Annotated in this window: 21 protein-coding genes; 15 read left to right on the top strand and 6 right to left on the bottom strand. The window is 53.7% G+C overall.

Annotated elements, in window-relative coordinates:
- Nucleotides 1–190: 190 nt before the first annotated feature.
- On the top strand, nt 191–586 hold the full coding sequence (locus M8T91_RS08110; protein WP_301418577.1) for an MAPEG family protein: 396 nt from the start codon (nt 191–193) through the stop codon (nt 584–586).
- 136 nt (nt 587–722) lie between these two features.
- On the opposite strand, the gene M8T91_RS08115 is transcribed toward M8T91_RS08110, so the two are convergent.
- Together M8T91_RS08115 and M8T91_RS08120 are read right to left on the bottom strand one after the other, a co-directional pair.
- On the bottom strand, nt 723–1,022 hold the full coding sequence (locus tag M8T91_RS08115; protein ID WP_301418578.1) for a YebG family protein: 300 nt from the start codon (nt 1,020–1,022) through the stop codon (nt 723–725).
- Between the two features lie 311 nt (nt 1,023–1,333).
- Nucleotides 1,334–1,951, bottom strand: a complete 618-nt coding sequence (locus tag M8T91_RS08120; protein ID WP_301418581.1) for a LysE family translocator — start codon at nt 1,949–1,951, stop codon at nt 1,334–1,336.
- A gap of 446 nt (nt 1,952–2,397) precedes the next feature.
- On the opposite strand from M8T91_RS08120, the gene M8T91_RS08125 reads away from it, so the two are divergent.
- From M8T91_RS08125 to M8T91_RS08145, 5 genes are all read left to right on the top strand, one after another.
- Nucleotides 2,398–2,703: a hypothetical protein gene (locus M8T91_RS08125; protein ID WP_301418583.1), complete on the top strand. Its 306-nt coding sequence runs from the start codon at nt 2,398–2,400 to the stop codon at nt 2,701–2,703.
- Nucleotides 2,704–2,773: 70 nt separating this feature from the next.
- Nucleotides 2,774–3,571 (top strand): DUF6249 domain-containing protein, encoded by a 798-nt coding sequence (locus M8T91_RS08130; RefSeq protein WP_301418584.1) that lies wholly within the window; start codon nt 2,774–2,776, stop codon nt 3,569–3,571.
- An 11-nt stretch (nt 3,572–3,582) separates the two neighbouring features.
- On the top strand, nt 3,583–4,137 hold the full coding sequence (locus M8T91_RS08135) for a sigma-70 family RNA polymerase sigma factor (protein ID WP_301418586.1): 555 nt from the start codon (nt 3,583–3,585) through the stop codon (nt 4,135–4,137).
- On the top strand, nt 4,130–4,504 hold the full coding sequence (locus M8T91_RS08140; RefSeq protein WP_301418588.1) for a hypothetical protein: 375 nt from the start codon (nt 4,130–4,132) through the stop codon (nt 4,502–4,504). The genes M8T91_RS08135 and M8T91_RS08140 overlap by 8 nt, the downstream gene beginning before the upstream one ends.
- A gap of 94 nt (nt 4,505–4,598) precedes the next feature.
- Entirely contained in the window at nt 4,599–6,113 is a 1,515-nt protein-coding gene (locus tag M8T91_RS08145; RefSeq protein WP_301418590.1) for a serine hydrolase domain-containing protein, read from the top strand.
- A 133-nt stretch (nt 6,114–6,246) separates the two neighbouring features.
- Here M8T91_RS08145 and M8T91_RS08150 read toward each other — a convergent pair whose 3' ends face one another.
- Nucleotides 6,247–7,191 (bottom strand): DUF5996 family protein, encoded by a 945-nt coding sequence (locus M8T91_RS08150; protein ID WP_301418592.1) that lies wholly within the window; start codon nt 7,189–7,191, stop codon nt 6,247–6,249.
- 645 nt (nt 7,192–7,836) lie between these two features.
- On the opposite strand from M8T91_RS08150, the gene M8T91_RS08155 reads away from it, so the two are divergent.
- Nucleotides 7,837–8,451 carry a MiaE family protein gene (locus tag M8T91_RS08155; protein ID WP_301418593.1) on the top strand — a complete coding sequence of 205 codons (615 nt, stop codon included), beginning with the start codon at nt 7,837–7,839 and terminating at the stop codon, nt 8,449–8,451.
- An 8-nt stretch (nt 8,452–8,459) separates the two neighbouring features.
- On the opposite strand, the gene M8T91_RS08160 is transcribed toward M8T91_RS08155, so the two are convergent.
- The 3 genes from M8T91_RS08160 to M8T91_RS08170 all read right to left on the bottom strand — a co-directional run bounded on the left by M8T91_RS08160 (nt 8,460) and on the right by M8T91_RS08170 (nt 11,594).
- Nucleotides 8,460–8,720, bottom strand: coding sequence for a DUF3081 family protein (locus tag M8T91_RS08160; protein WP_301418595.1), 261 nt, complete (start codon nt 8,718–8,720; stop codon nt 8,460–8,462).
- 462 nt (nt 8,721–9,182) lie between these two features.
- Entirely contained in the window at nt 9,183–10,940 is a 1,758-nt protein-coding gene (locus M8T91_RS08165) for a SulP family inorganic anion transporter (RefSeq protein WP_301418597.1), read from the bottom strand.
- Between the two features lie 324 nt (nt 10,941–11,264).
- Nucleotides 11,265–11,594 (bottom strand): ArsR/SmtB family transcription factor, encoded by a 330-nt coding sequence (locus tag M8T91_RS08170; protein WP_301418599.1) that lies wholly within the window; start codon nt 11,592–11,594, stop codon nt 11,265–11,267.
- 98 nt (nt 11,595–11,692) lie between these two features.
- Between M8T91_RS08170 and M8T91_RS08175 the strand changes: the two genes are divergently transcribed.
- The 8 genes from M8T91_RS08175 (at nt 11,693) to adk (ending at nt 21,001) form a co-directional block, all read left to right on the top strand.
- On the top strand, nt 11,693–12,571 hold the full coding sequence (locus tag M8T91_RS08175; protein WP_301418601.1) for an MBL fold metallo-hydrolase: 879 nt from the start codon (nt 11,693–11,695) through the stop codon (nt 12,569–12,571).
- A 269-nt stretch (nt 12,572–12,840) separates the two neighbouring features.
- Nucleotides 12,841–13,542 (top strand): spondin domain-containing protein, encoded by a 702-nt coding sequence (locus M8T91_RS08180; protein ID WP_301418603.1) that lies wholly within the window; start codon nt 12,841–12,843, stop codon nt 13,540–13,542.
- Nucleotides 13,543–13,564: 22 nt separating this feature from the next.
- Nucleotides 13,565–14,299 (top strand): spondin domain-containing protein, encoded by a 735-nt coding sequence (locus M8T91_RS08185; RefSeq protein WP_301418606.1) that lies wholly within the window; start codon nt 13,565–13,567, stop codon nt 14,297–14,299.
- A 100-nt stretch (nt 14,300–14,399) separates the two neighbouring features.
- The gene (locus tag M8T91_RS08190; protein ID WP_301418608.1) at nt 14,400–15,107 is read left to right on the top strand and encodes a response regulator transcription factor; all 708 of its coding nucleotides are present in this window, start codon (nt 14,400–14,402) and stop codon (nt 15,105–15,107) included.
- A complete protein-coding gene (locus M8T91_RS08195) occupies nt 15,088–16,575 on the top strand; it encodes an ATP-binding protein (RefSeq protein ID WP_301418610.1) in 1,488 nt (495 codons plus the stop codon). The genes M8T91_RS08190 and M8T91_RS08195 overlap by 20 nt, the downstream gene beginning before the upstream one ends.
- A 491-nt stretch (nt 16,576–17,066) precedes the next feature.
- The gene (relA, locus tag M8T91_RS08200; RefSeq protein WP_301418612.1) at nt 17,067–19,316 is read left to right on the top strand and encodes a GTP diphosphokinase; all 2,250 of its coding nucleotides are present in this window, start codon (nt 17,067–17,069) and stop codon (nt 19,314–19,316) included.
- A gap of 13 nt (nt 19,317–19,329) precedes the next feature.
- On the top strand, nt 19,330–20,160 hold the full coding sequence (mazG, locus tag M8T91_RS08205; RefSeq protein ID WP_301418614.1) for a nucleoside triphosphate pyrophosphohydrolase: 831 nt from the start codon (nt 19,330–19,332) through the stop codon (nt 20,158–20,160).
- A gap of 187 nt (nt 20,161–20,347) precedes the next feature.
- Nucleotides 20,348–21,001, top strand: a complete 654-nt coding sequence (gene adk, locus M8T91_RS08210) for an adenylate kinase (RefSeq protein ID WP_301418616.1) — start codon at nt 20,348–20,350, stop codon at nt 20,999–21,001.
- The last annotated feature ends 70 nt before the right edge of the window (nt 21,002–21,071 follow it).

Consider the following 21,071-nt stretch of genomic DNA (forward strand, 5'->3'; position numbering starts at 1 on the left):
GATAGCCAGTAAAGAGAGCGGGCAGTAAATCCGCTCTTTTTACCGAGGTATTTCAAGCCGTGCATGCCGTTTGCCAACGGCATAATGCGCCAAGGGATCATATTCTTTTATACTATCTGTATGGTTGGTGAGCGGATTGAGATAATAAATATTGTTGTGCCCAACTGATGAGTAAAAAAGGAATCACAGGATGGTCAATGTAACAGCTCTTTATACTGGTCTTTGCGCAATTTTAATGATCTATCTTGCCAGCAGGGTGGTGCAGTTTCGCCGCATGAAAAAGGTCGGAATGGGGAGCGGTAATGATCTGTTCAATGAGGTTCGGGTGAGAGTGCATGCCAATGCCAACGAATATATTCCCATAGCACTACTGTTGCTGCTGGTCGCTGAGTTGGGCGGTCTGGCCGCGGTATGGCTACACATATTTGGCATTGCATTTCTTCTGTCCAGGATATGCCACGCCTATGGTCTGACAGCAGGCAAGGGTGGAACTCATATGGGGCGTTTCTGGGGTACGCTGATCAGTTGGCTAGTAATAGTGGCTCTGGCGATCGTCAATATCGTTATGGCTGTGATGACGCTGTAATCGGACATTTTACCATTGTCCGGGATCTGTGGGCGATTGTGCCCGAGTGCTGGCGACACAAGCTGGAGGCCAGCGCTTGTCGGCGATAAAAAAGCCCGGTAGAACCGGGCAGAGTACAGGGATAAAATCCAAGCGCCTACTGATTTGCCGCAAATGGGGTAACGGTTTCCTCCCCGCCTTCCTGCGCACTATTCTCTTTTTGTTCCAGCAGAACCTCCGGTTTGCCCTTGCAGGCCTTGGCCAGTGCGTCGCGATGCCTGGCCAACAATAAGCCTATCTCTTCTCCGGTCTGTTCATTGATGCCGTCAATATGGCGCTCAATCAGCGCGGTAATGTTGGCGGCCAACTCCAGCATTTTGTCGTGTTCTTCAGCCTCTTTTTTGTTGTCGAACATTGCTCCGTCTCGATCACATTTCCAAACAGCTACTACGGCCATGATATGACTCCCACTTGTCCTGCAGACAGTTCAGGTTATTTGTATATGTGTACAGTAACTGTATGAATAATCAGTGTCAATAGTGCATCAAAAAAAGATAGCTGTGTCGGATGCTGTTGCCGCTGCGAAAGCCGATCGCTACCAGAGTGATGGGCTATCATGGTGCTCTGGCAATCCAATGCTCAGAATAAGGCTTTCGGATCTATAAATTTGCGCCGCCGGTGTGTGCGTTCTGTAGGCGCAGGCGGCAAAGGGGCACATGGATTTTGCAGGGCGCATTAACAAGGGGTAATCGGCGTTTTACCAGAAAACTAAACAGACAGCAGGAGCCGTGCGGCAAGGGCAATCAGTAACAAGCCAAACAGTTGTTGTATACGCTGCCCCAGGAGTTTACTCAGCAGTTGCCGCTTGCGGCTGGCGTGAACAGCCAAAACAATCATACAGTACCAAAGTGCATCCACTCCGGACACCAAAGCGGCCATGCCCAGTTTGGTCGCCAGTGCCTGTTGCTCTGACACGAACTGGCTGAACAGGGCGGTGAAGAAGATAGCAACTTTGGGATTAAAAAAGGCAACGCCGAAACCCTGGGCGATCGAGCGCCGAAGACTCTGGTGATTGGCTTCCAGATTGACTGCACGGTAACCCTGAGCGGTGCCGCTCAGAGCTTTCCAGCCCAGATACACCAACATGGCGGCACCAGCCCACTGCAGGATGCCAAATAAAAGCTCAGAGCGGATTATGAGCACTGCCAAGCCAAAAACGGTCAGTGTTGCATAGATTGCGACACCGGCGCCATGGGCAATGGCGCAGGCAAGTCCCTGCCGCCAGCCGGAAGCGGCATTGCGCAACACGATCAGCAGGCTGGGACCGGGCGACATGGCTCCCAGTGCGCAGATACCTGCAAGAGACAACCAACTGAGTAAATCCATGATGTTCACTGTCCTCTGTGCCTGAATTACTGACCGCTTGCAGTAGATTTGCAGTCCCGGGGTCTCATCGCGAATTCAGGTGCTGTTCAACCCCCCTCAATTACTGCCAAGCACTTAATGACGCAAGACCGACAGAGGTGGAACACCGAGAAGCCCTCAGGCCATCTCCAGCCTGCCGCTGCGCATGGGCGAATGATGCCACGGAGGGGGCGTATACAGAGAGGCTCCCACTGTGCTGGCCAGGTATGCCGAGGCAACTGCGTTGAAAGCCCACCGGATAGAGTGCGTTCAGAAGGGGCAGAGGCGACGTTTATACCACTGGATTGCGCCAAACTGGAACAGTATTGCTTATGGGGGATTAAAAGAAAAATTATACCCGCTTGCATCCAAAGCCAAGCCTGATCCCGTCTCAGAAGTGTACAAGAAAAAGCGATCTGGAGGTCACAATGTTCACTGCGGTATCATTCAGGAATGTAAAATTTTGCGCCATTTTGGTATTGGTATTCGGTGCGTTGCCAGTTGCTCAGAGTAGGGCAACGGAATTGGGTTTCTCCATAGAGGAGATCAACCATGAGTTTGCTGAGAAGATTGAGCAACAGGTCCTGCTGAAGCTTGACATGCTTAATCAGTGGCGAGCCAAGCATATCATCCAGGGCAGCAATTTTCCCTATCCAGCGCGAATTGCCGAGGACAAGTCCTCGCGCGGCGCGACACCGGGGCCCTACTCAAAAGGCCGGCTTACGGTAATGTAACGGCAACGGGATTTAACGCTGGTCAGGCGGTGCAACAACGCAGGTAAAGAGAACGATTAGAGAGCAAACAATGAGAGCGAGAACTACCTTTTCAATGCGGGCAGGCGCCCATTGGTTGATGGCTATGGCGGTCTTATTTGTCGTCCCGGGCAGTTGGGCGCAGGGGGAAACCGCCACTATGTCGGAGCCCCCAGCCCCTCCTGCAGCGGACATTGAAGCCCCGGAGGCCCCGTCGCGTGTGCGCATTCTGCGTGATGAAAACGGCGTGCTCACCATCAAAACCCGTGGAGAGGATGGTGAACGCAGTGAGGTTCAGGTCGACCTTGGTGAGGAATTCGGTGGTCCGTTGAGCCAGCGTATCATTGAAAAACTCGAAAGCAAGGGGATTCTCGATGAGCGTGGTCAGGTGGTTGAGGAGGCGCTTGACAGTGTCCCGGAAAATGTGGAAATCGGTTTGTCCCGGCGTTACGACCACTCTGGCAGTCAGTGGTTCAGGGATCATGAGGTTGAGCGGCTCAATGAGCTGTTGATACCAGTTGTTGCCCTGCTCTGTGTATTTGGCATGCCGGTGCTGATCGTATGGCTGGTCACCCATAACAGTTATCGCAAAAAGCAACTGTTGATGGACAACATCAACCGCATGGTGGCTGAGGGCCGGGATGTTCCGCCGGAATTGTTTGATGCTCTGGAGGGCAATGGTCCGAGTAGCTCCAAAGACCGCGGTTTCACCCTGATAGCTGTTGGCGCGGCAGTATTTTTATGGCTCACAGCCCTGGCGGGCATTGAAGTGGGCAGTCTGGGATTAATCCCCCTCTTTATCGGTCTGGCCCGCTTTATCAATTGGAAGCTGGATAAAAAGCAGGCGTAAGGACAGCGAATATGGACCTCGATGATGAGGGGTTGATCAGACGCGCCGTCGAAGATGGGGATCAGCGGGCCTACACCCAGCTGGTACGTCGCTATCAGTCTCAGCTGCGATTCTCGCTCCGTCAGCTGTGTGGTGGTGACCAGGGTCTGGCAGATGATATGGCCCAAGAGGCATTTATCAAGGCCTACAAGGCGTTGCCGGCATTTCGGGGAGATGCCCGTTTCAGCACCTGGCTGTACCGTATTGCCTACAATCTTGTTATGAGTCACAAGCGCAAGAATGCGCCGGAAGTGAACCAGGAGGCGGTGGATAAGGTCCAGGCTGAGGAGCGTGTGGAAGAGGCACAGCAACTGGTTATGGCCAGGGATCTCGATTCCGCCATGGAATCGCTCAGTGATGTGCAACGCCAGGCCATACATTTATGCCTGCAGCGGGGTTTTTCTCATGAAGAAACGGCGAATATCATGAAGTTGCCACTGGGTACGGTAAAATCTCATATCAATCGCGCCAGAGCCAAACTGCGCAGTTTGTTGCAACCCTGGCGTGAGGAGGTGGTCAATGGTTAATTTTAAACAACGTCACACAAAGGGTAACGCTTTGCGCGATACAGCCATAGAGGGCAAAGATCTGATGTTCGATGCCTGGTTGAGTGAACAGCTGCAATTCGGGGAGCCCTACCTGGATGACAATGGCTTCTGTGATCGGGTGATGGCCGAGCTGCCGGTGTCATCAAAGCGGGCTGAACGCCGTGCCAGTGGGTTCCAGTATCTCGCTGTGCTGGCTGCCTCTGGTATTGTTGCCTGGCAGTTTCCCTTTGGAGAGGTATTGAGCGAAGCCGCACGACAATCTATCAGCCTTTACAGCCTGGTTGGTATGGGAATGCTCTCTTCCCTGGTAGCCATGGTCGGCGGTATTCTCGCTGCCCGCCATTAAGCCTTATTTATTGCCAAGATGGTCATGGGGTGAAGGGGGCAAATGTTTTTGCCTTCCCGTTTCACTGAAAAAAATAAAAAAACAGGAAGTATCCATGCAGTGGAAAGTGTTGTTAAGTGTGGCAGTTTTGTCAGTGGCTGCTTATGACTGCTTTGCAGATAACGAAAACGTAAAATCAGATGTAGCGTTTAGGTTAAAAGAACTGGTTGATAACAATAATTTAACTGGCTCATATTTTGTTGCACTTGTAGACCAGAATGGACTTGCTTTTTTCAATGCCTATTCAAAAAGGAGTCGCCAATTAAGTAAAGATACCCCAATTCTTATCGCGTCTCATACTAAGGCGTTGACCGGTACATTACTGGCTGTTCTGCATGATGCTGAAAGAATAGATTTAAACAGGCCCATATCTTATTATGATCCTGCATTCATTTCCAACACAAAAGTTGATACTGACAAGATTACAGTTAAACAACTGCTTACACATACATCCGGTTTTACGAGTATTCCATTTGTTTTTAAGACGGCTTTTCTAGGTTACGCCGATCAGGTTGAATTAATAAGTTCTTTGAATGAGCATATGCTTGTTGCGCCGGACCATCAGTTTAGGTATTCAAATACAGGCCCAATTGTTGCTTCAATGCTTGCGGAGTCTGTTATGAATAAGCAATGGGCTGAACTCATTTCATTGTATATTGCCAATCCATTAGGTATGACTGGTACTACTGCAGATATTGCTGGGGTTAAGAATATATTGCCTGCAATTACCACTGCAAAAGATGGCAGTATTTTTAATTATGGGCATCACAAGACAAATGCCACGATGCATCCGGCAGGTGGGCTGGTTTCTACAGCAAACGATCTTGCTATCTGGCTGAAAACCAATATCAATCGGGATGTATCAAAATTATCCAATGGCGATATCTTTGAAAAACTGCACAAGACACAGGTTGCTCAACAGAAAACCTATTTTACGTATGCACGTTATGGTTATACCCTGGGGTGGGATATTGCGCAATACAATAGTGAAATCCTGTTGACGAGGTTTGGTAATTACGGAGGTTACAGCATTCATGTGTCCTTTATGCCCGAGCGGAAAATTGGGGTCATAGCCTTTACCAATCAGGATGTTGCCTTCACCCTGCCTCATGTGATTGCTAACTACACCTATAATTCTGTACTTGAAAAGGACAATCGAGATGAACTGCTGGAGCGGGAGTCGAAACGGTTAGCGGGATCAATCAGGTCAGAATTGATGAGTGCACCCGACAGTGATCTCATAGTACAAGCTGGGGAGTTGCCGTCTGATCTGTTAGGAACCTACAGAAATAATAAAGGCTGGCCGGAACATGAACTTTATATTGCCAAAGGTCAGGTGAAAATAGACTGGGGTAGTCTTCAGGGTATCCTATTGAAAGATGAGCAGGGTTATAACGCCCATTTTGGGGTGTTCAACAGGAAGATTTCAATTATCCCGGGGCAGAACAATACAGTTATGCTTAAAAATGGCTCACTGATTTATAAAAAGCCAGGCGCTAGTGTTCAGGAGTCCAGTGGGTCAGGCAAAGCTGCAACGCAGGTAAAACTAACTCGCAGGATGTCTGTCTGACGACCAAGAGTACTGCTTCCCTTCCGATACGGATTGCAGGGCGTTGCCATACTAATAGACAATGGGTTTAAGCCGCTCATGTGCAGTTTGTGCAGGTTTCACTGAATCAATCAAGGTCATCATGCCTGTGAGGTCAAGGGTTTGGCACAAGTTCACGCTCCAGGGCAGAGCGATCCCAGCCAGACAGATTGGCGGCCGCCTCATAGGTGCTTTGGAGGAACTCCAGCAGTTTATCGTCAGGTGATTCTGATGTCCGCACGTCGTCGTAGGAGAGAATGAATTCGCCCAACTTGTCCGAGTAATAGGCTTCCGGGGGTGAGATTTGGGCTTTGGAGAATCCATCCGGTGCTGGATAGGCATAGGAGTAAAATGCTGGGGTATCAATCTTTCCGCCACCTGGCCAGAATCCCGCACTGCTCACCTCGTGAGAATAGGCCTCGCGGGCAACCCAATCCGGAAGATGGGGGACACCTCCCGGATGCGGCGGCGCCTCTCTACCCGAAAAGCGTGTCACGGCCAGGTCGAAGCTGCCCCAGAAAAAGTGCACAGGGCTGCATTTTCCTATAAAGCGGGAGCGAAATTCCTTGAACACGCGATCCATCTGCACCAAAGCGCGCCAGAATCGCGTGGCAAACTCGCGATCATAGTGATGGTGCGTACTGTCCTTTTCAAATGGAATGCCATCGGCTACTTCGCTGGGCGTGGTAAAGATCTGGATGTCAAGACCCAGGGTCGCAAGTGCCCTGAGAACATTTTGATAAAAACTGGACACAGGACGGGACTCCAACGCTAGGGATTGTTGGCCGCCGTTGGTTGTCTGGATTACAAGTTGGTGGTTGAGCAGGTTGAAGATGATTTCAAATGCCCTGCCATCATACGGAATCAGCGAGGTGCTTAGACCGCGTGCTGTTATGTAGAAGGGGACATGCCAGGAGTGGTTTGTCCACGGAGTTTGCGCGAGTCGAATCTTTCCGATTATTTGGCTCCACATATGGAGTGTCGCCGCCGTATTCGACCAGTCTTTAAAGGAGAGTTCCGGCCAGTCGGCGGTCTTGGATCGGTTTGGAAAACGCAACATCGATCAGGCCTCCTGCCATTCTAAGCTGCAACAATGCTGTGCAGCCTTTTATCAAATAGATGGATGTATCCCTGCAAAGCCGTACTCAGCCGATTTGCACGCTGGTTTGAGGTATCAGTGAATACCCGCTTTGTGAAATGAGAACCTGGCTGATACATTGGTCACTATCGAAGATAGCACTCTTGTACTGGACCTGCACTTGTCATCTTCCCAGGGGTACCGGCACCGGTATAGCTGGACAAATAGAGGTTGCACTTCCGTTAATAGGGATCGCCATACTTGTGCAACCTATGGTACTGGGCAGTTCACTGAGTGACGCTCAAGAACTTCCCGAACCGCGGGGACAAACGATTTGGCAATGAGAGTGCCGGTCAGTGCCTCCAGGATCTGGAATCTGCTGCAATCGGTGTGCCTTTTTTTGGCGCGCGGACTGTTACGTTTGGAGTGCTGGGCATCTGCTCCGGCAGGTGCAGATCCCCCTTTATATCGGGCTTCTCCCGCCTGGCAAAAGAGGGTGATCCCAGCTCTGCTCAGAGCACTCCGGCTTACACAAGCTGCCGGGCTTACCGCAGACATGGCTGCCCTTCTTATGCTGGGTCGCTATAATCCCGCGCCAAGTGAGTTTCCCTTATTGAAGTGCCCTCTATGAATAGTCAATCCCCCGATCTTTCCGCCATTCACGGGTTTCTACTGTGCCCAACTCCGGAGGCCTGGATTCATGCAGCGCTTGCCGAGCCGGAATTGATGCTGGTGGACCATGCAAACTGTGAGAAGAAGGCGGCGGGTACAGCGCTGAATCTGATGTTTCGTTACCTCAATGACTTCGAGCTGCTCAACAAGATGTCGCGCCTGGCTCGAGAAGAATTGCGCCATTTTGAGCAGGTGCTGGCAATTATGGAGAAGCGTGGCATCGCCTATCCCCATGTCAGTGCCTCCCGTTACGCGGCGAGTCTGCGCGCCGAGGTGCGCACGGCTGAACCGGGGCGATTGGTGGATACCCTGATCTGTGGAGCGATCATTGAAGCGCGCTCTTGTGAACGTTTTGCCCGAATCGCCCCCTTTCTGGATGAAGAACTACAGGGGTTTTACCTTTCTCTTTTGAAATCTGAGGCTCGTCATTTTCGTGACTATCTGTATCTTGCCGAGAAGGCTGCCGGTGAGGACACGGCATCTCGGGTCCAGGCGTTGCTGCAGGTGGAACGGGAGCTGGTAGAGCGCAGTGACAGCATTTTCCGTTTCCACAGCGGAGTCCCGAAGTAATGCCATTGTCAATCCCTGTCCAGGCGGGCAAGCAGGTTCAAAAAATCCTGTAAGTCGTTACTATTCTGATAATCCACCGAGAATTTATTGTGGAAAAAGATCGAGAGCTTCACCTTGTTTGAATGGATAAAGACCGTGTAACCGTCAAAATCGGTGCTCACCGTCAGCCCTTGGTAGTGCCAGCCATCGTGCGTTTTGTGACCATCCCTGGTGACCCGGTTGAATACCCGCAGGGCTTGTTTGACGTCGACTTTGTGCTCCTCTTCCATAGCAACCTCTTTGTGTGGTAAAGCGGGATGTGCGGATAGTGGCAATTTCCTTCCTGGATTGAACGGAAAGCCATGGCAGCGTAAGTACGGATAGTGCTCAGCAGTGGACTTGTGTTTAGTTTACTATTCTATGCCTGCCCGTGGTCAGGTTTGTCGTAACTCCAGCTTGCACACAGGGGGATAGATGCTGAGATGGCAGTAGCAGGCTCCGTAAAGCGGTGGAGCTGATCAATGCGGGGTTTTGGTGTTGGCTTCCTTAGCTCCTTCCCAGAGTTATATGGGGGGTGCGTTGAATTGCTCGGCCCCATGGTGTTCTCTCTCGCTCCACAGTTGCTGCGGATTGCATGTTGTGACGCAATCAAATCATCGAATTCGTATCGCGGATATTTTGAAATTCCCGGTGAATCCCTGCAAGCCTGCCCTGTTTAAAGGGGGGTGAGGCTGTTTTGGGCTGCACCTGTCTCAGGTGGACTTGGCAGGAGGTAGCGATTCATTGGATTTACTGTCTTCGACATTGATCTGGTGGCGACGCAGGGCCAACTCGGCGATATAGGAAGACAGAAAGACCCGTCCACTCAACTCCTGCAGCAGTCTAGAGCGCCCCATGCGGTCCAGCACCGGCCCCTTTACTTCCGCCAGATGCAGGCGGATGTCGTGTTCCTGCAGATCCCGGTTAATCTGCTGTAACCGCTCTATCGCGGTGCTGTCAATACGGTTCACCGAAGAGAGAATAAGTACCAGGTCATGGGGGTTCTGGTGGCGTTTGACCTCAATCAGCAGGCGCTCCTCTACTGCGCTGATATTGCTGAAGAACAGGTTTTCATCAATACGCAGGAACAGGATACCCGGTTGGGTTTTTACTGTGTGGCGCAGCACATTGCGAAAATGCTCGCTGCCCGGCACGCGTCCGACCACGGCAATGTGGGGTCTGCTGGTGCGCCAGATAAGCGTAGCGAAGGACAATCCGATACCCAACCCAATACCGGTTTCGACACCGAACAGCAAAACACCCAGCAGAGTGCCGGCCATAGCGAGACCGTCGGTACGGTCGTAGTGCCAGTGCAGGGCCATAGCGCGGAGATTAATAAGATTGGCGGCCGCTACAATAATGGTCGCGGCAAGTACACACACTGGCAATTCCGTGAATATCCGGGCCGCGTATAACAGGACCAGGGCAATCAGCACGGCAGCGATCACCCCGCTCAATGGAGATTTAGCACCAGCCTCATCGTTCACCGCAGTGCGTGCAAAACTGCCTGTGACTGCGAAACCTCCGGAGAAAGCACTGAGCAGGTTGGCCGCGCCCAGGCCTCGCAGCTCGGCGCTGGCATTGAGTTTTTCCCCCCGGCGCAAGGCGATGGCATGGGCGATGGAGAGGCTTTCCACAAACCCGAGCAGGGCAATAATCAGTGCCGGCAGTATCAATTGGTGGATCAGGCCCAGGCTGAAAGTCGGCATCTTCAATTCTGGCAGGCCGCCCGGAATATCACCAACCACGGGTATCTCTTTCCCCCAATGGAAAAGAATGGTGAACAAAATTGCCAGCAGGACAATTAGCATGGGAGCCAGGCGCGACAGCAGTCTGGCCCTGGGGGGGGTGATACCCATTTTTATCAATACAACGGGCAGGCCCAGCCGCGCACAGATCAGGCTCAGCAGAGCGGCGACCCCAAGGATGGCGGTTTGTGGGTCCGTACTGGAAATGTTGCTAAGGGTGCTTAGCAGTATCTCCAGGGCGGTATCACCACTGTTCTCCACCCCCAGCAAAGGAGCGATTTGACCGACAATAATCAGGATAGCGGCACCGGAGATAAAACCGTCCACAACCGGCAGGCTCAATAGATTGGACAAGCTGCCAAGGCCGAGAAATCCCATCGCCAGGAGTATCAAACCACTCAACAGAGCGAGAAGGATGGCACCGTTGATGTATTCGGCACTGCCCGGTGTGGCGATAGGGCTGAGGGCCGAGGCGGTCATTAGGGCCAGCACAGCCACCGGGCCCACTGACAGTACCGAGCTTGAACCAAACAGGGCGTAACCCACCAGTGGCAGCAGGCCAGCATAGAGCCCCAGGTACGGCGGCAGTCCCGCCAGGGCCGCATAGGCCAGCGCCTGGGGTACAAGCATCATGCTGGCAATAAACGCGGCAATGGCATCACCCGCCAGCCATTCGGGTCGGTATTGCTTGAACCAGGGAGGAATCAGATGGTGCACCCGCATATTGTATCCATTGGGCGTTGGCGGCCCCTAGTAGCGCTGCAGCGAAAAGCCAGGCGGGCGCAATGGGAGGGCCCCGGGCTTCCCCGGATAAACCGGGTGCAGAGTGTTTGTTTTGAGACTCAGTTGAAAATGTTCTCAGTGGTGAGTAGTGCAGTAAAGTGGGTTTTCATCATATCGATCTTTTCAGCTGGTTGGTGAATGGTACAGAATGCAAATGGTGACAAAGCTCGCCAGTTCGCACACCAACAGGGCGGCCACAAATAGCATGGAGAGTGGGTCTGGGCGTTGTCAGAAAGGGCGGTGGGCGTGATCAAGGCCAGCCATTCAATCGACATTGGATGACTCCGCACAGTAGAGGTGGTAGAGGGTTTGCAGCAGGCACAGGGCCTGGGGAGCGGCAACCCGGTAGTAGATATGTTTGCCTTCACGCCGGGTGGCCACCAGGCCCTCGCGGCGCAAAACGCCCAGTTGCTGGGAGAGGCTGGGTTGATGAATGTCCAGCTGCTTTTCGAGTTCGCTGACATTGAGTTCTCCCTGGCTGAGTTGACACAGCAGGAGCAGGCGGTCCCGATTGGCCAGGGAGCGCAGCATGGCGGTGGCCTGGCCGGCGGATTCGCGCATTTTTCTGAGGTCGGGTTTGCCGGTATCTGGCATGGGGTTCAGCTAATGACAGTATTCGCAAGCACAATATATTGTTTTATATATTATCAAATTGTATATTGCTGGGCCAATTGATTTTTGGGGGTTATGTGATGCCGCAGAAAAAGCAGGTCACTCAGGTACAACCGTTTCTTGACAAGGATACGGAGACCTGGAGCTATGTGGTATACGATCGGGAGGGCGGCTCTGCTGCGGTGGTGGATGCCGTACTCAACTACGATGCTGCTTCCGGACGCACCAGTAACCGGGGTGCAGAGGAGATTGTGTCATTTATCCGGCGCAAGCGGCTTGTGCTGGAGTGGATGTTGGAGACCCATGCGCACGCGGATCACCTGTCGGGGGCGCCCTTTCTCAAAAGCCAACTGGGGGGGCGCATTGCCATTGGGGAGCAGATCTGCCAAGTGCAAGAGATTTTTCGCGAGGTGTTTAATCTAGAGCGGGAATTTTTGGCCGATGGTAGTCAGTTTGATCATTTGTTTAAAGACGGTGAGATTTTCCAGTTAGGAGCGCTGGAAGCACGGGTGATTTACACCCCCGGACACACTCCTGCGGATATGGTGTGGCTGATCGGTGACGCCCTGTTTGTCGGCGATACGTTGTTTATGCCGGATGTGGGGAGTGCCCGTTGCGATTTTCCTGGCGGTGATGCCTCTCAGTTGTATCATTCTGCACGAAAAATCCTGGGGCTCAGAGAGGAAATCCGCATGTTTGTGTGCCACGACTATCCGCCCAAAGGCAAGCGCGGCTACCAGTGTGAAACGACTGTGGGTATCCAGCGTCGTGACAATATCCATTTGCGCGAAGGGGTTAGTGAAGCGGAGTTTGTCGAGATTCGCAAGAAGCGCGATGCGGATTTGGCCATGCCAAAGCTGATTATTCCCTCGGTACAGGTCAATATCCGCGCAGGGCAGCTTCCCCCGGCGGAACCCAATGGCGCTGTCTATCTGAAGGTGCCACTCAATCAACTCTAGGATTGTGCTGCAGGGCCGCTGTATCCTCCCAACCGATTGCGGTTATTCCGTTTGTCTGCCCCGGAGGCGGATGAATCCTACAGGTTGGCCTTTGCCCTAATACCGCTAGCCCCGAGTTCATCAGATTCGAGAAGTCTTTGTCACAGGGTATGGCGTGTCCTTGTGATAGAAACGTGATGATTTAGTGATCGCCAGTGGATATTTCCCCTTTAGCCTGAACAAGGTTCTTCGGTCTTTTAATTGTATAACTACAGACTCTGGGGATAGCTATGAAAATCAAACCAATTCTAGGCGCGTTGACGCTGGCTGCTGCTGCGACAGGCGTCCACGCACAAACGGTTTCAGTGGAAGTCACCAATCTGACCCACAGCATTTATTTTACGCCGCTGCTGGTTTCTGCCCACGCGGACGCATTTCACCTGTTTGAAATCGGTACCGCTGCCACGCCTGCGCTGCAAATGATGGCCGAGGGTGGAGATATCAGTGGTTTGGTTGCCGAGGCTGAATCCGTAGGGGCGACCAATGTGGAAAATCCTGCCTCTGGTCTGCTGGGGCCTGGTACCAGTGTCAGCCTGGAGGCATTTGATAGTGGCAACAACGGATTTCTTTCCATAGCCGCCATGCTGCTGCCTACCAATGACGGCTTTGTTGGGCTTGATGCCTGGGAAATCCCCACGGAACCCGGCAGTTATACCCTGTACCTCAACGCCTATGACGCCGGTACCGAAGCCAACGACGAGCGGGTGGTGGCGGGTAGCGGTGCGCCATTTGTCGCGGGAATCCCCGCTAATCCTGGTGGCAATGGGGGAGCCGGTGGCACTGGTGTTACGACCGAAGAAGTCAACCAGAGAGTACATATTCACCGTGGCAATATCGGTGATACCGATCCGGGTGCCGGTGCCAGTGATCTGGATGCGCGTATTCACCGCTGGCTGAACCCCGTGGCCAAGGTTGTAGTGACTATCCAGTAGGGTGGCAAGGGGAGAATTCACCATGAAAAGATTGAAATTGGGCGCTCTGCTGGTGTCTTTGGCTATTTCAGCCCTATTGACCGGCTGCGACAGCGATAACAATGACCGTGTCGATGTGCCGGACAATCCTGTACCTGAGCCTGAACCTGTCACGGTGGGGTTTGAAGTAACGGTTACCAACCTGACTCACGGCCAGCCCCTGTCACCGATAGCGGTGGTGGCCCACGGCAGCACGCTGCAGGGCTGGACTGTCGGCGAACCTTCCAGCAGCGGTCTTGAGCTGCTTGCCGAAGGTGGCGACAACAGCGAATTCCTGATGGCGTTTGAGGATGCCGGCAGCTTTGCCTCAATCAGTGCAGAAGCGCCGCTGGGTCCGGGCGGCACAGATAGCTTTTCTCTGAGCTTTGCCGAAGAGGAGGAAATACTGCTGACGGTCGCCACCATGCTGGTCAATACCAACGATGCATTCAGCGGGGTCACTCGAATCGACGTTTCTGCCCTGGCGGTGGGAGAGTCACTGCAACGATTGGCACCGATATACGATGCAGGCACCGAGTTCAACAGTGAATTGGCCGGCACCATACCCGGTCCCGCTGATGGTGGCGAGGGTTTCAACGCTGAACGGGAGGATACGAATTTTGTTGCACGTCACCCCGGCATTGTCAGTCGGGCGGATGGATACACCGAATCGGTTCTCAACCAGTCCCACCGTTTTGATCAACCAGCCATGCTGCTAAGCATCACCCGGAGCGAGTAATAATTGCGGCGCTGCTGCGACAAACTGTCCAGGACCTGTGCAGCTCATTCCTGGGAGGGAGGGCTGCGACAGGGAAAAGACAGTGAACCGGTGGGTCGCTATGAGCAAGCGTATTCTGATAATCGAGGACGATCACGATATATTGCGCTTGTTGCGCATGCATCTTGAGGCACTGGGTTACTCGGTCACCTCCTGTGACAACGGGGAGCAGGGGCTGATGCGGGCCCTCAACCAGAAATTCAACCTGTTGGTGCTCGATGTGATGCTGCCGGGCCTGGACGGGCTGGAAGTCTGTCGCCGTTTGCGAGATGCCGGCAATGCCCTTCCGATTCTGATGCTGACCGCGCGCAATTCCGAACTGGATCGGGTGCTGGGGCTTGAAATGGGCGCCGATGACTATCTTCCCAAGCCATTTGGCATACGCGAGCTGCAGGCCCGCGTCAAAGCTCTGTTGCGTCGTACCGCACTGAACGCCCAGGTGGAAAACCGGGTGGATCGCGTGATTACCTGTGGCCGCCTGCACATCGACTGTACCAAGCGGCTCGCAACGCTGGATTTGCAGTCACTGGAGCTGACGGCGCGGGAGTTCGACCTGCTTTGTTACCTTGCCAGTCACCCCGGCAGAGTTTTTCGCCGAGCGCAGATTCTGGATGCGGTCTGGGGTTATCAACACAGCGGTTACGAGCACACGGTGAATTCCCATATCAATCGCCTGCGCAGCAAACTGGAGCGGAACCCTTCGCGACCGGAGTATGTGTTGACAGTATGGGGTGTGGGCTATAAGTTCAATGATGCAGTTTCTGCGTGATGCTTTCTTCCGGCGCCTGGCACTGCTGCTGTTGTGCAGTTTTGTTATTGTGGGCGCGCTGTTTCTGCTGCTGATGCGCTATGTAGTCAGCGCCCATCAAAATGAAGTGGCGCAAAACCTGCACCGCGATCTGGCTCGCCATCTAGTCGATCAACATGCATTATTTATTGACGGCCAGCCGGATAAAGAGGGCCTCTATCACCTGTTTCACAACCTGATGGTATTGGGCCCGAACTTTGAATTCTATCTGCTGGACCCACAGGGCGAAGTGCTGGCCTATTCCGCCGATCCGACCCAGATCAAGCGCCGGCATATCGATATCGGACCCATTCGCACGTTTCTCGGCAGTCCCACTGAAATTCAGCGCACAATATATGGTGCGGACCCCCGCGACCGCGAGCGACGTAAGATCTTTTCCGCGGCCCCAGTAAATCGGGATGGCCAGCTTAAAGGCTATATGTATGTGATTATTGGCGGTGAGGTGTTTGATAATGTGGCGCAAGGTGTGTGGCAGAATCAGATCCTGCGCTGGGTGGTGGTGGTTTTCCTCGGTGGCCTGATACTCAGCTTGATGGCTTCTCTATGGGTGTTTGGCCTGCTCACCCGCCCACTGCGGCAACTCACCGGGGATATGCAGCGCTTTCGGGCTGTCGGCCTGCAACGGGAGTTGTCGCCAACGCCCTGGGATGCCAATGCCAATGATGTGGTTCACCGCCTGGGCAGTGCCTTCAATGCATTGACTGCATCGCTGCGGGCCCAGTACCTGCGTATAAAAACCGTTGATGAAATGCGCCGGGAACTGTTGGCCCATATTTCTCACGACCTGCGCACGCCGCTTTCATCCTTGCGGGGGTATCTGGAAACTTGGTTGATCAAGCGCGAAGAATTGAACCCGGACGATAGCCGGCACTATGTGGAGACGGCTTATCGCAATAGCAAAAAAGTGCATCGGTTGGTGGAACAATTGTTCGAACTGGCCTGCCTGGAAAGTGCCGATGTACCCATGCACTTTGAGGAAATTGTGCTGGCAGAACTGATACAGGATGTATTGCAGAAATTTGCCCTGAAAGCCCGCCAGCACTGTGTAAGAATGGATGTAACCCCGCAAGATTCAACCATTGTAGTACACGGCGATATTGAAAAACTCGAACGGGTATTCTCCAACCTGGTGGAAAATGCCCTGCGCCACTGCGGCCGCGGTGATGAGATCATTGTGCAATTGCAGCCCCGCGGTAAAGAAGTGCTGGTCAGTGTGAAAGATAGCGGCTGCGGAATACCCGCTGATGATCTGCCACATATATTCGAGGCCCATTACAGGGCAGCCAACAGCGTACCCGACAACAGTGGGCAGGGTGGGCTGGGGCTTGCAATCACCAAAAGGTTGCTGGCACTGCACCAGGTTGATATCAGTGTGTGCAGCAGGGAAAATCACGGTACCGCCTTTGAGTTTCAACTGCGCTGTAGCTGATGTGCGCTATTCTTGGAGATGGTCGGACATTCCTGCTGTCGGCCTCTGGCTATCCCGGTATTTTTCTGATGCCAGAAAGCATGGTGTGGCACCAGGTCCGGCCAGTCTCCTGCCCGACAGCTCCCTTCAATGGATTCGGTTACAGAGCGAAAGCAGCATCCAGCTGAGTGCAGTGGCTTTGCCCAAGAGACAGGTCCCTCCTTTATGTGGGCGCATGGAGCGTGGATACCAATCCTGTCTCAGAGGGGAGGGACTGATGCTATAGGGAGGCCGTGACATATAGCAGGCCTTGCTGGCCCCGCTTTGGGCCGCCGCATGGCTTCACACCCTGGGGACGCCTCCATAGGGCGTTTCTGATTTGCACGCAGCTTCTTGAAAAATATAAAGAAAATCTTGGACTTTGAGGGCTTCAAACCTATGATAGAAGCCCCGTTTGGGGCCGGTAAATGAGGTCAATTGCGTTAAAAATCCCTGTTATGGTCCGATAAGGCATGGTTCAAGTCAGAAAACATCATTCCTACGGTGTTGAGCGCGAACTCGATCTGGAGTCCTGGCTGCGCCATATGCAGAAACTGGCCGGGCTGAATGGCGCCCAGGTCGTGACGCTGCGCCGCGCTGCTGAGATGAGTGCCGAGGCAGAGCAGCGGGCCATCGCGGTGGAGCACATCTGGGCGGAAGGTGCCAGTAGTTTTGCCACCGGGCTGGAAATGGCCGAGATACTGGCCGACTTGCAAATTGATTCCGAGGCACTGGTTGCCGCTGTACTGTATCGAGCGGTGCGGGAGAAACGCCTGCCACTTGGGGTGGTGGAGGAGGGATTTGGCCCGGTAGTGACCAAGCTGATCCGCGGAGTCCTGCGTATGGCAGCGATCCGCAGTCGCAGTGCAGGTACCGGTGATGAGGATAGAGGCGGTGCTGTAGAAGAGCACTCGGAGAATATTCGCCGCATGCTGGTGGCGCTGGTAGATGATGTGCGGGTGGCGTTAATCAAGCTTGCGGAGCGCACCTGCGCGATTCGCGCGGCAAAGAATGCCGAGCAGCCTAAACGCACACGCGTGGCCCGCGAGGTGGCCGATATTTACGCCCCCCTTGCGCACCGTTTGGGTATTGGCCATATCAAGTGGGAGCTGGAGGATCTTTCGTTCCGCTACTTGGAGCCGGGAGATTACAAACAGATTGCCCACCTGTTGGATGAGAAGCGCCTGGCGCGACAAAAATATATCGATGCGGTATTGGACCTGCTCCGTGGCGAGCTGACGCGTGCAGATATTGAGGGCGATGTTTACGGTCGGGCAAAGCATATCTACAGTATCTGGCGCAAAATGCGCCATAAGAATATTGGCTTCTCACAGGTATACGATATTCGCGCAGTGCGGATACTGGTCCCTACGATACGGGATTGTTATGCGGTGCTGGGGATAGTGCATAATTTATGGCGCAACATACCCAATGAGTTTGACGATTACATCGCCTCCCCCAAGGAAAATGGCTATCGCTCCCTGCACACTGCGGTTATCGGGCCCGAGCGCAAGGTGTTGGAGGTGCAGATTCGCACCTTCGCCATGCACGAGGAGGCCGAGTATGGTGTCTGCGCACACTGGCGTTACAAAGGCACCGATCTCAAGAAAAGTGGCAGCCAGGACAGTTACGAACAGAAAATTTCCTGGCTGCGCCAGGTGCTCGATTGGCACGAGGAAGTGGGCGGAAATCCTCTGCGGGATGACTTGCAAAGCAGTGACGTTGATACACGCATTTACGTGTTCACCCCGGATGGGCACGTAGTGGATTTACCCAGCGGTGCCACACCTCTGGATTTTGCCTACAAGATTCATACTGAAATCGGCCATCGCTGCCGCGGTGCCAAGGTGGATGGGCGCATCGTGCCCCTCAATCACGAATTGCGTACTGCCAATCAGGTGGAAATTCTCACCAGCAAACGGGAGGCACCCAGCCGCGACTGGTTGTCTTCGGGCATGGGCTATATCACAACTTCGCGGGCGCGGGCCAAAATTATCCACTGGTTTAAGCAGCAGGCGCGAGACCAGAATATCGCTGATGGACGCAGCATTCTCGATAGCGAATTCAGGCAACTGGCGCTGACAGAATTCGATTTTGAGAAACTGTCGGCCAAGCTGAATATGTCTTCACTGGAGGATCTCTATGCGGCTGTGGGTGCCGGGGATATTGGTGTTGGCCAGGTCTTGAATGCCGCCCAGCGTATGGTCAGAGTGGTACCTGTGGACAAGGTGCCCTCGCTCACGGCACCGGTTGCCAGGGGGGAGGGCAAGGCAGATGTGTATATCGATGGTGTCGGCAACCTGCTCACCCATATCGCACGCTGCTGCAACCCCTTGCCGGGCGACGATATTATGGGCTATATCACCCTCGGTCGCGGAGTCTCTATTCACCGCAAAGACTGCGCCAATATGCTGCGCATGCAGGCGGAGGAATCCGACCGGGTGCTACAGGTGACTTGGGCTGAGAAGCCACAGGAACTCTATGCGGTGGAGATAGTGATCGAAGCCTACGACCGCCATGGCCTGCTGCGCGATGTAACCATGATGCTGGACAGCCATAAAGTCAATGTCACGGCTATGCAGACCCGCTCCAATAAGCACAGACACACCGTGGAAATGGTGCTCACCGCAGAGATCCACAATTTTGAAGAATTGAGTCGTGTGTTGCACCGCATCAATCGCCTGCCCAATGTCGCTTCGGCGAAGCGGCGTATGCTGCACTGAAAGAGAGGGGCAAGTGCAAGACGAATACTCGCTGGAAGACCTGCTGTACCTGATGGCCCGACTGCGCGATCCCAGGAGCGGCTGTCCTTGGGATTTGAAACAGACGTTTGACAGCATAGCTCCCTGTACGATTGAAGAGGCCTATGAAGTAGCCGAGGCCATCGAGGCCGATGACTACGAACATTTGCGCGAGGAGCTTGGCGATCTGCTGTTTCAGGTAATCTTCTATGCCCAACTGGGCCGGGAGCAGGGCTGTTTCGACTTTCCGCGCATTGTCGATACCCTGGTGCGAAAACTTGTGCGCAGGCACCCCCATGTATTTCCCGATGGTAATCTAGACGGTGAAGCCGACACTGGCGATGTGGATGCGGTACAAGTGAAGCGGAACTGGGAGGCGATCAAGGCCGCCGAGCGCAATGTCAAGGGTGACGCCGGGGTCCTGGCCGGAGTGGCGGTGGGACTACCTGCGATGACGCGTGCGGCCAAATTACAGAAACGTGCTTCGCAAGTTGGCTTCGACTGGCCGGATATTCATGGTGTGCTCGACAAAATCGAGGAAGAGATTGCCGAGCTGCGCGAGGCCGTGGCGCTTGGCGATCGCCGGCACGTAGCGGAAGAACTGGGTGACCTGGTATTTTCCTGTGTAAATGCAGCGCGTCACCTGAAGTTAGATCCCGAGGCGATACTGCGTGGCAGTAATCGCAAATTTGAGCAGCGTTTTGGTGCTGTAGAGTCTGCGCTACAGGCCCGGGGGCGCCGGTTTACGGATGTCAGCCTGCGGGAATTGGACCGGCTTTGGAAGCGGGCGAAAGCGGAGCAGACGCCCAAGCCTCATGATCCCTAACGCAAAACGCAAATGGAGTGCCGGGTTGATGGAAAATCACCGAGCCCTGCACTTGACGGGAGCTGTGTAATTTTACCGGAATGGGGGGTATAAGCAGCAATCTTGCTCAATGTTGGGTCTGCGTGTAAGGTAGCGCTCTTTTGATGCGGCGACTGTTGGACGTCGACAGTTTTGGAGGCTACAGAACATGCGAATTATTCTCTTGGGCCCACCGGGAGCCGGCAAAGGCACTCAGGCACAATTTATCGTAGAGAAGTTCGACATTCCGCAAATCTCCACCGGTGATATGCTTCGTGCAGCGGAGAAATCTGCCACACCTCTTGGCCTGCAGGCGAAAAATATCATGGCGGCAGGCCAACTGGTCTCTGATGATCTGATCATTGCCCTAGTGAAAGAGCGCATTGCAAAGGCTGACTGCGCAGGCGGTTTTCTGTTCGATGGTTTTCCTCGCACTATTCCCCAAGCCCAGGCTCTGCTGGATGCGGATATCCCTATCGACCACGTTGTGGAGATTGCAGTTGACGATGAGGAAATTGTCAAGCGCCTCTCCGGCCGGCGCATACACGAGGGCTCTGGCCGCGTGTATCATATTAATTACAACCCACCCCGGCGCGAAGGATTGGATGATATGACCGGTGAGGCACTGATTCAGCGCAATGATGATAGCGAAGAGACTGTGCGCAAGCGTCTTGCGGTCTATCGTGAGCAGACGGCGCCCCTGGTTGGTTTCTACCGTGAGCTGGAGGCGCGCTCCCCGAAAACAGCCCCCAGATACACGAAAATCTCCGGGGTTGGCAGCATGGAGGAAATTCGCGGTAAGCTACTTGAGGCCCTTTGCTGAGTTGTCGATGCCGATACATCTAAAAAGCTCCCTCTCGGGAGCTTTTTTATATTACCCTCACTGCGCCTTT

The organism is Microbulbifer sp. MI-G, from assembly GCF_030440425.1.
GTDB lineage: Bacteria > Pseudomonadota > Gammaproteobacteria > Pseudomonadales > Cellvibrionaceae > Microbulbifer > Microbulbifer spongiae.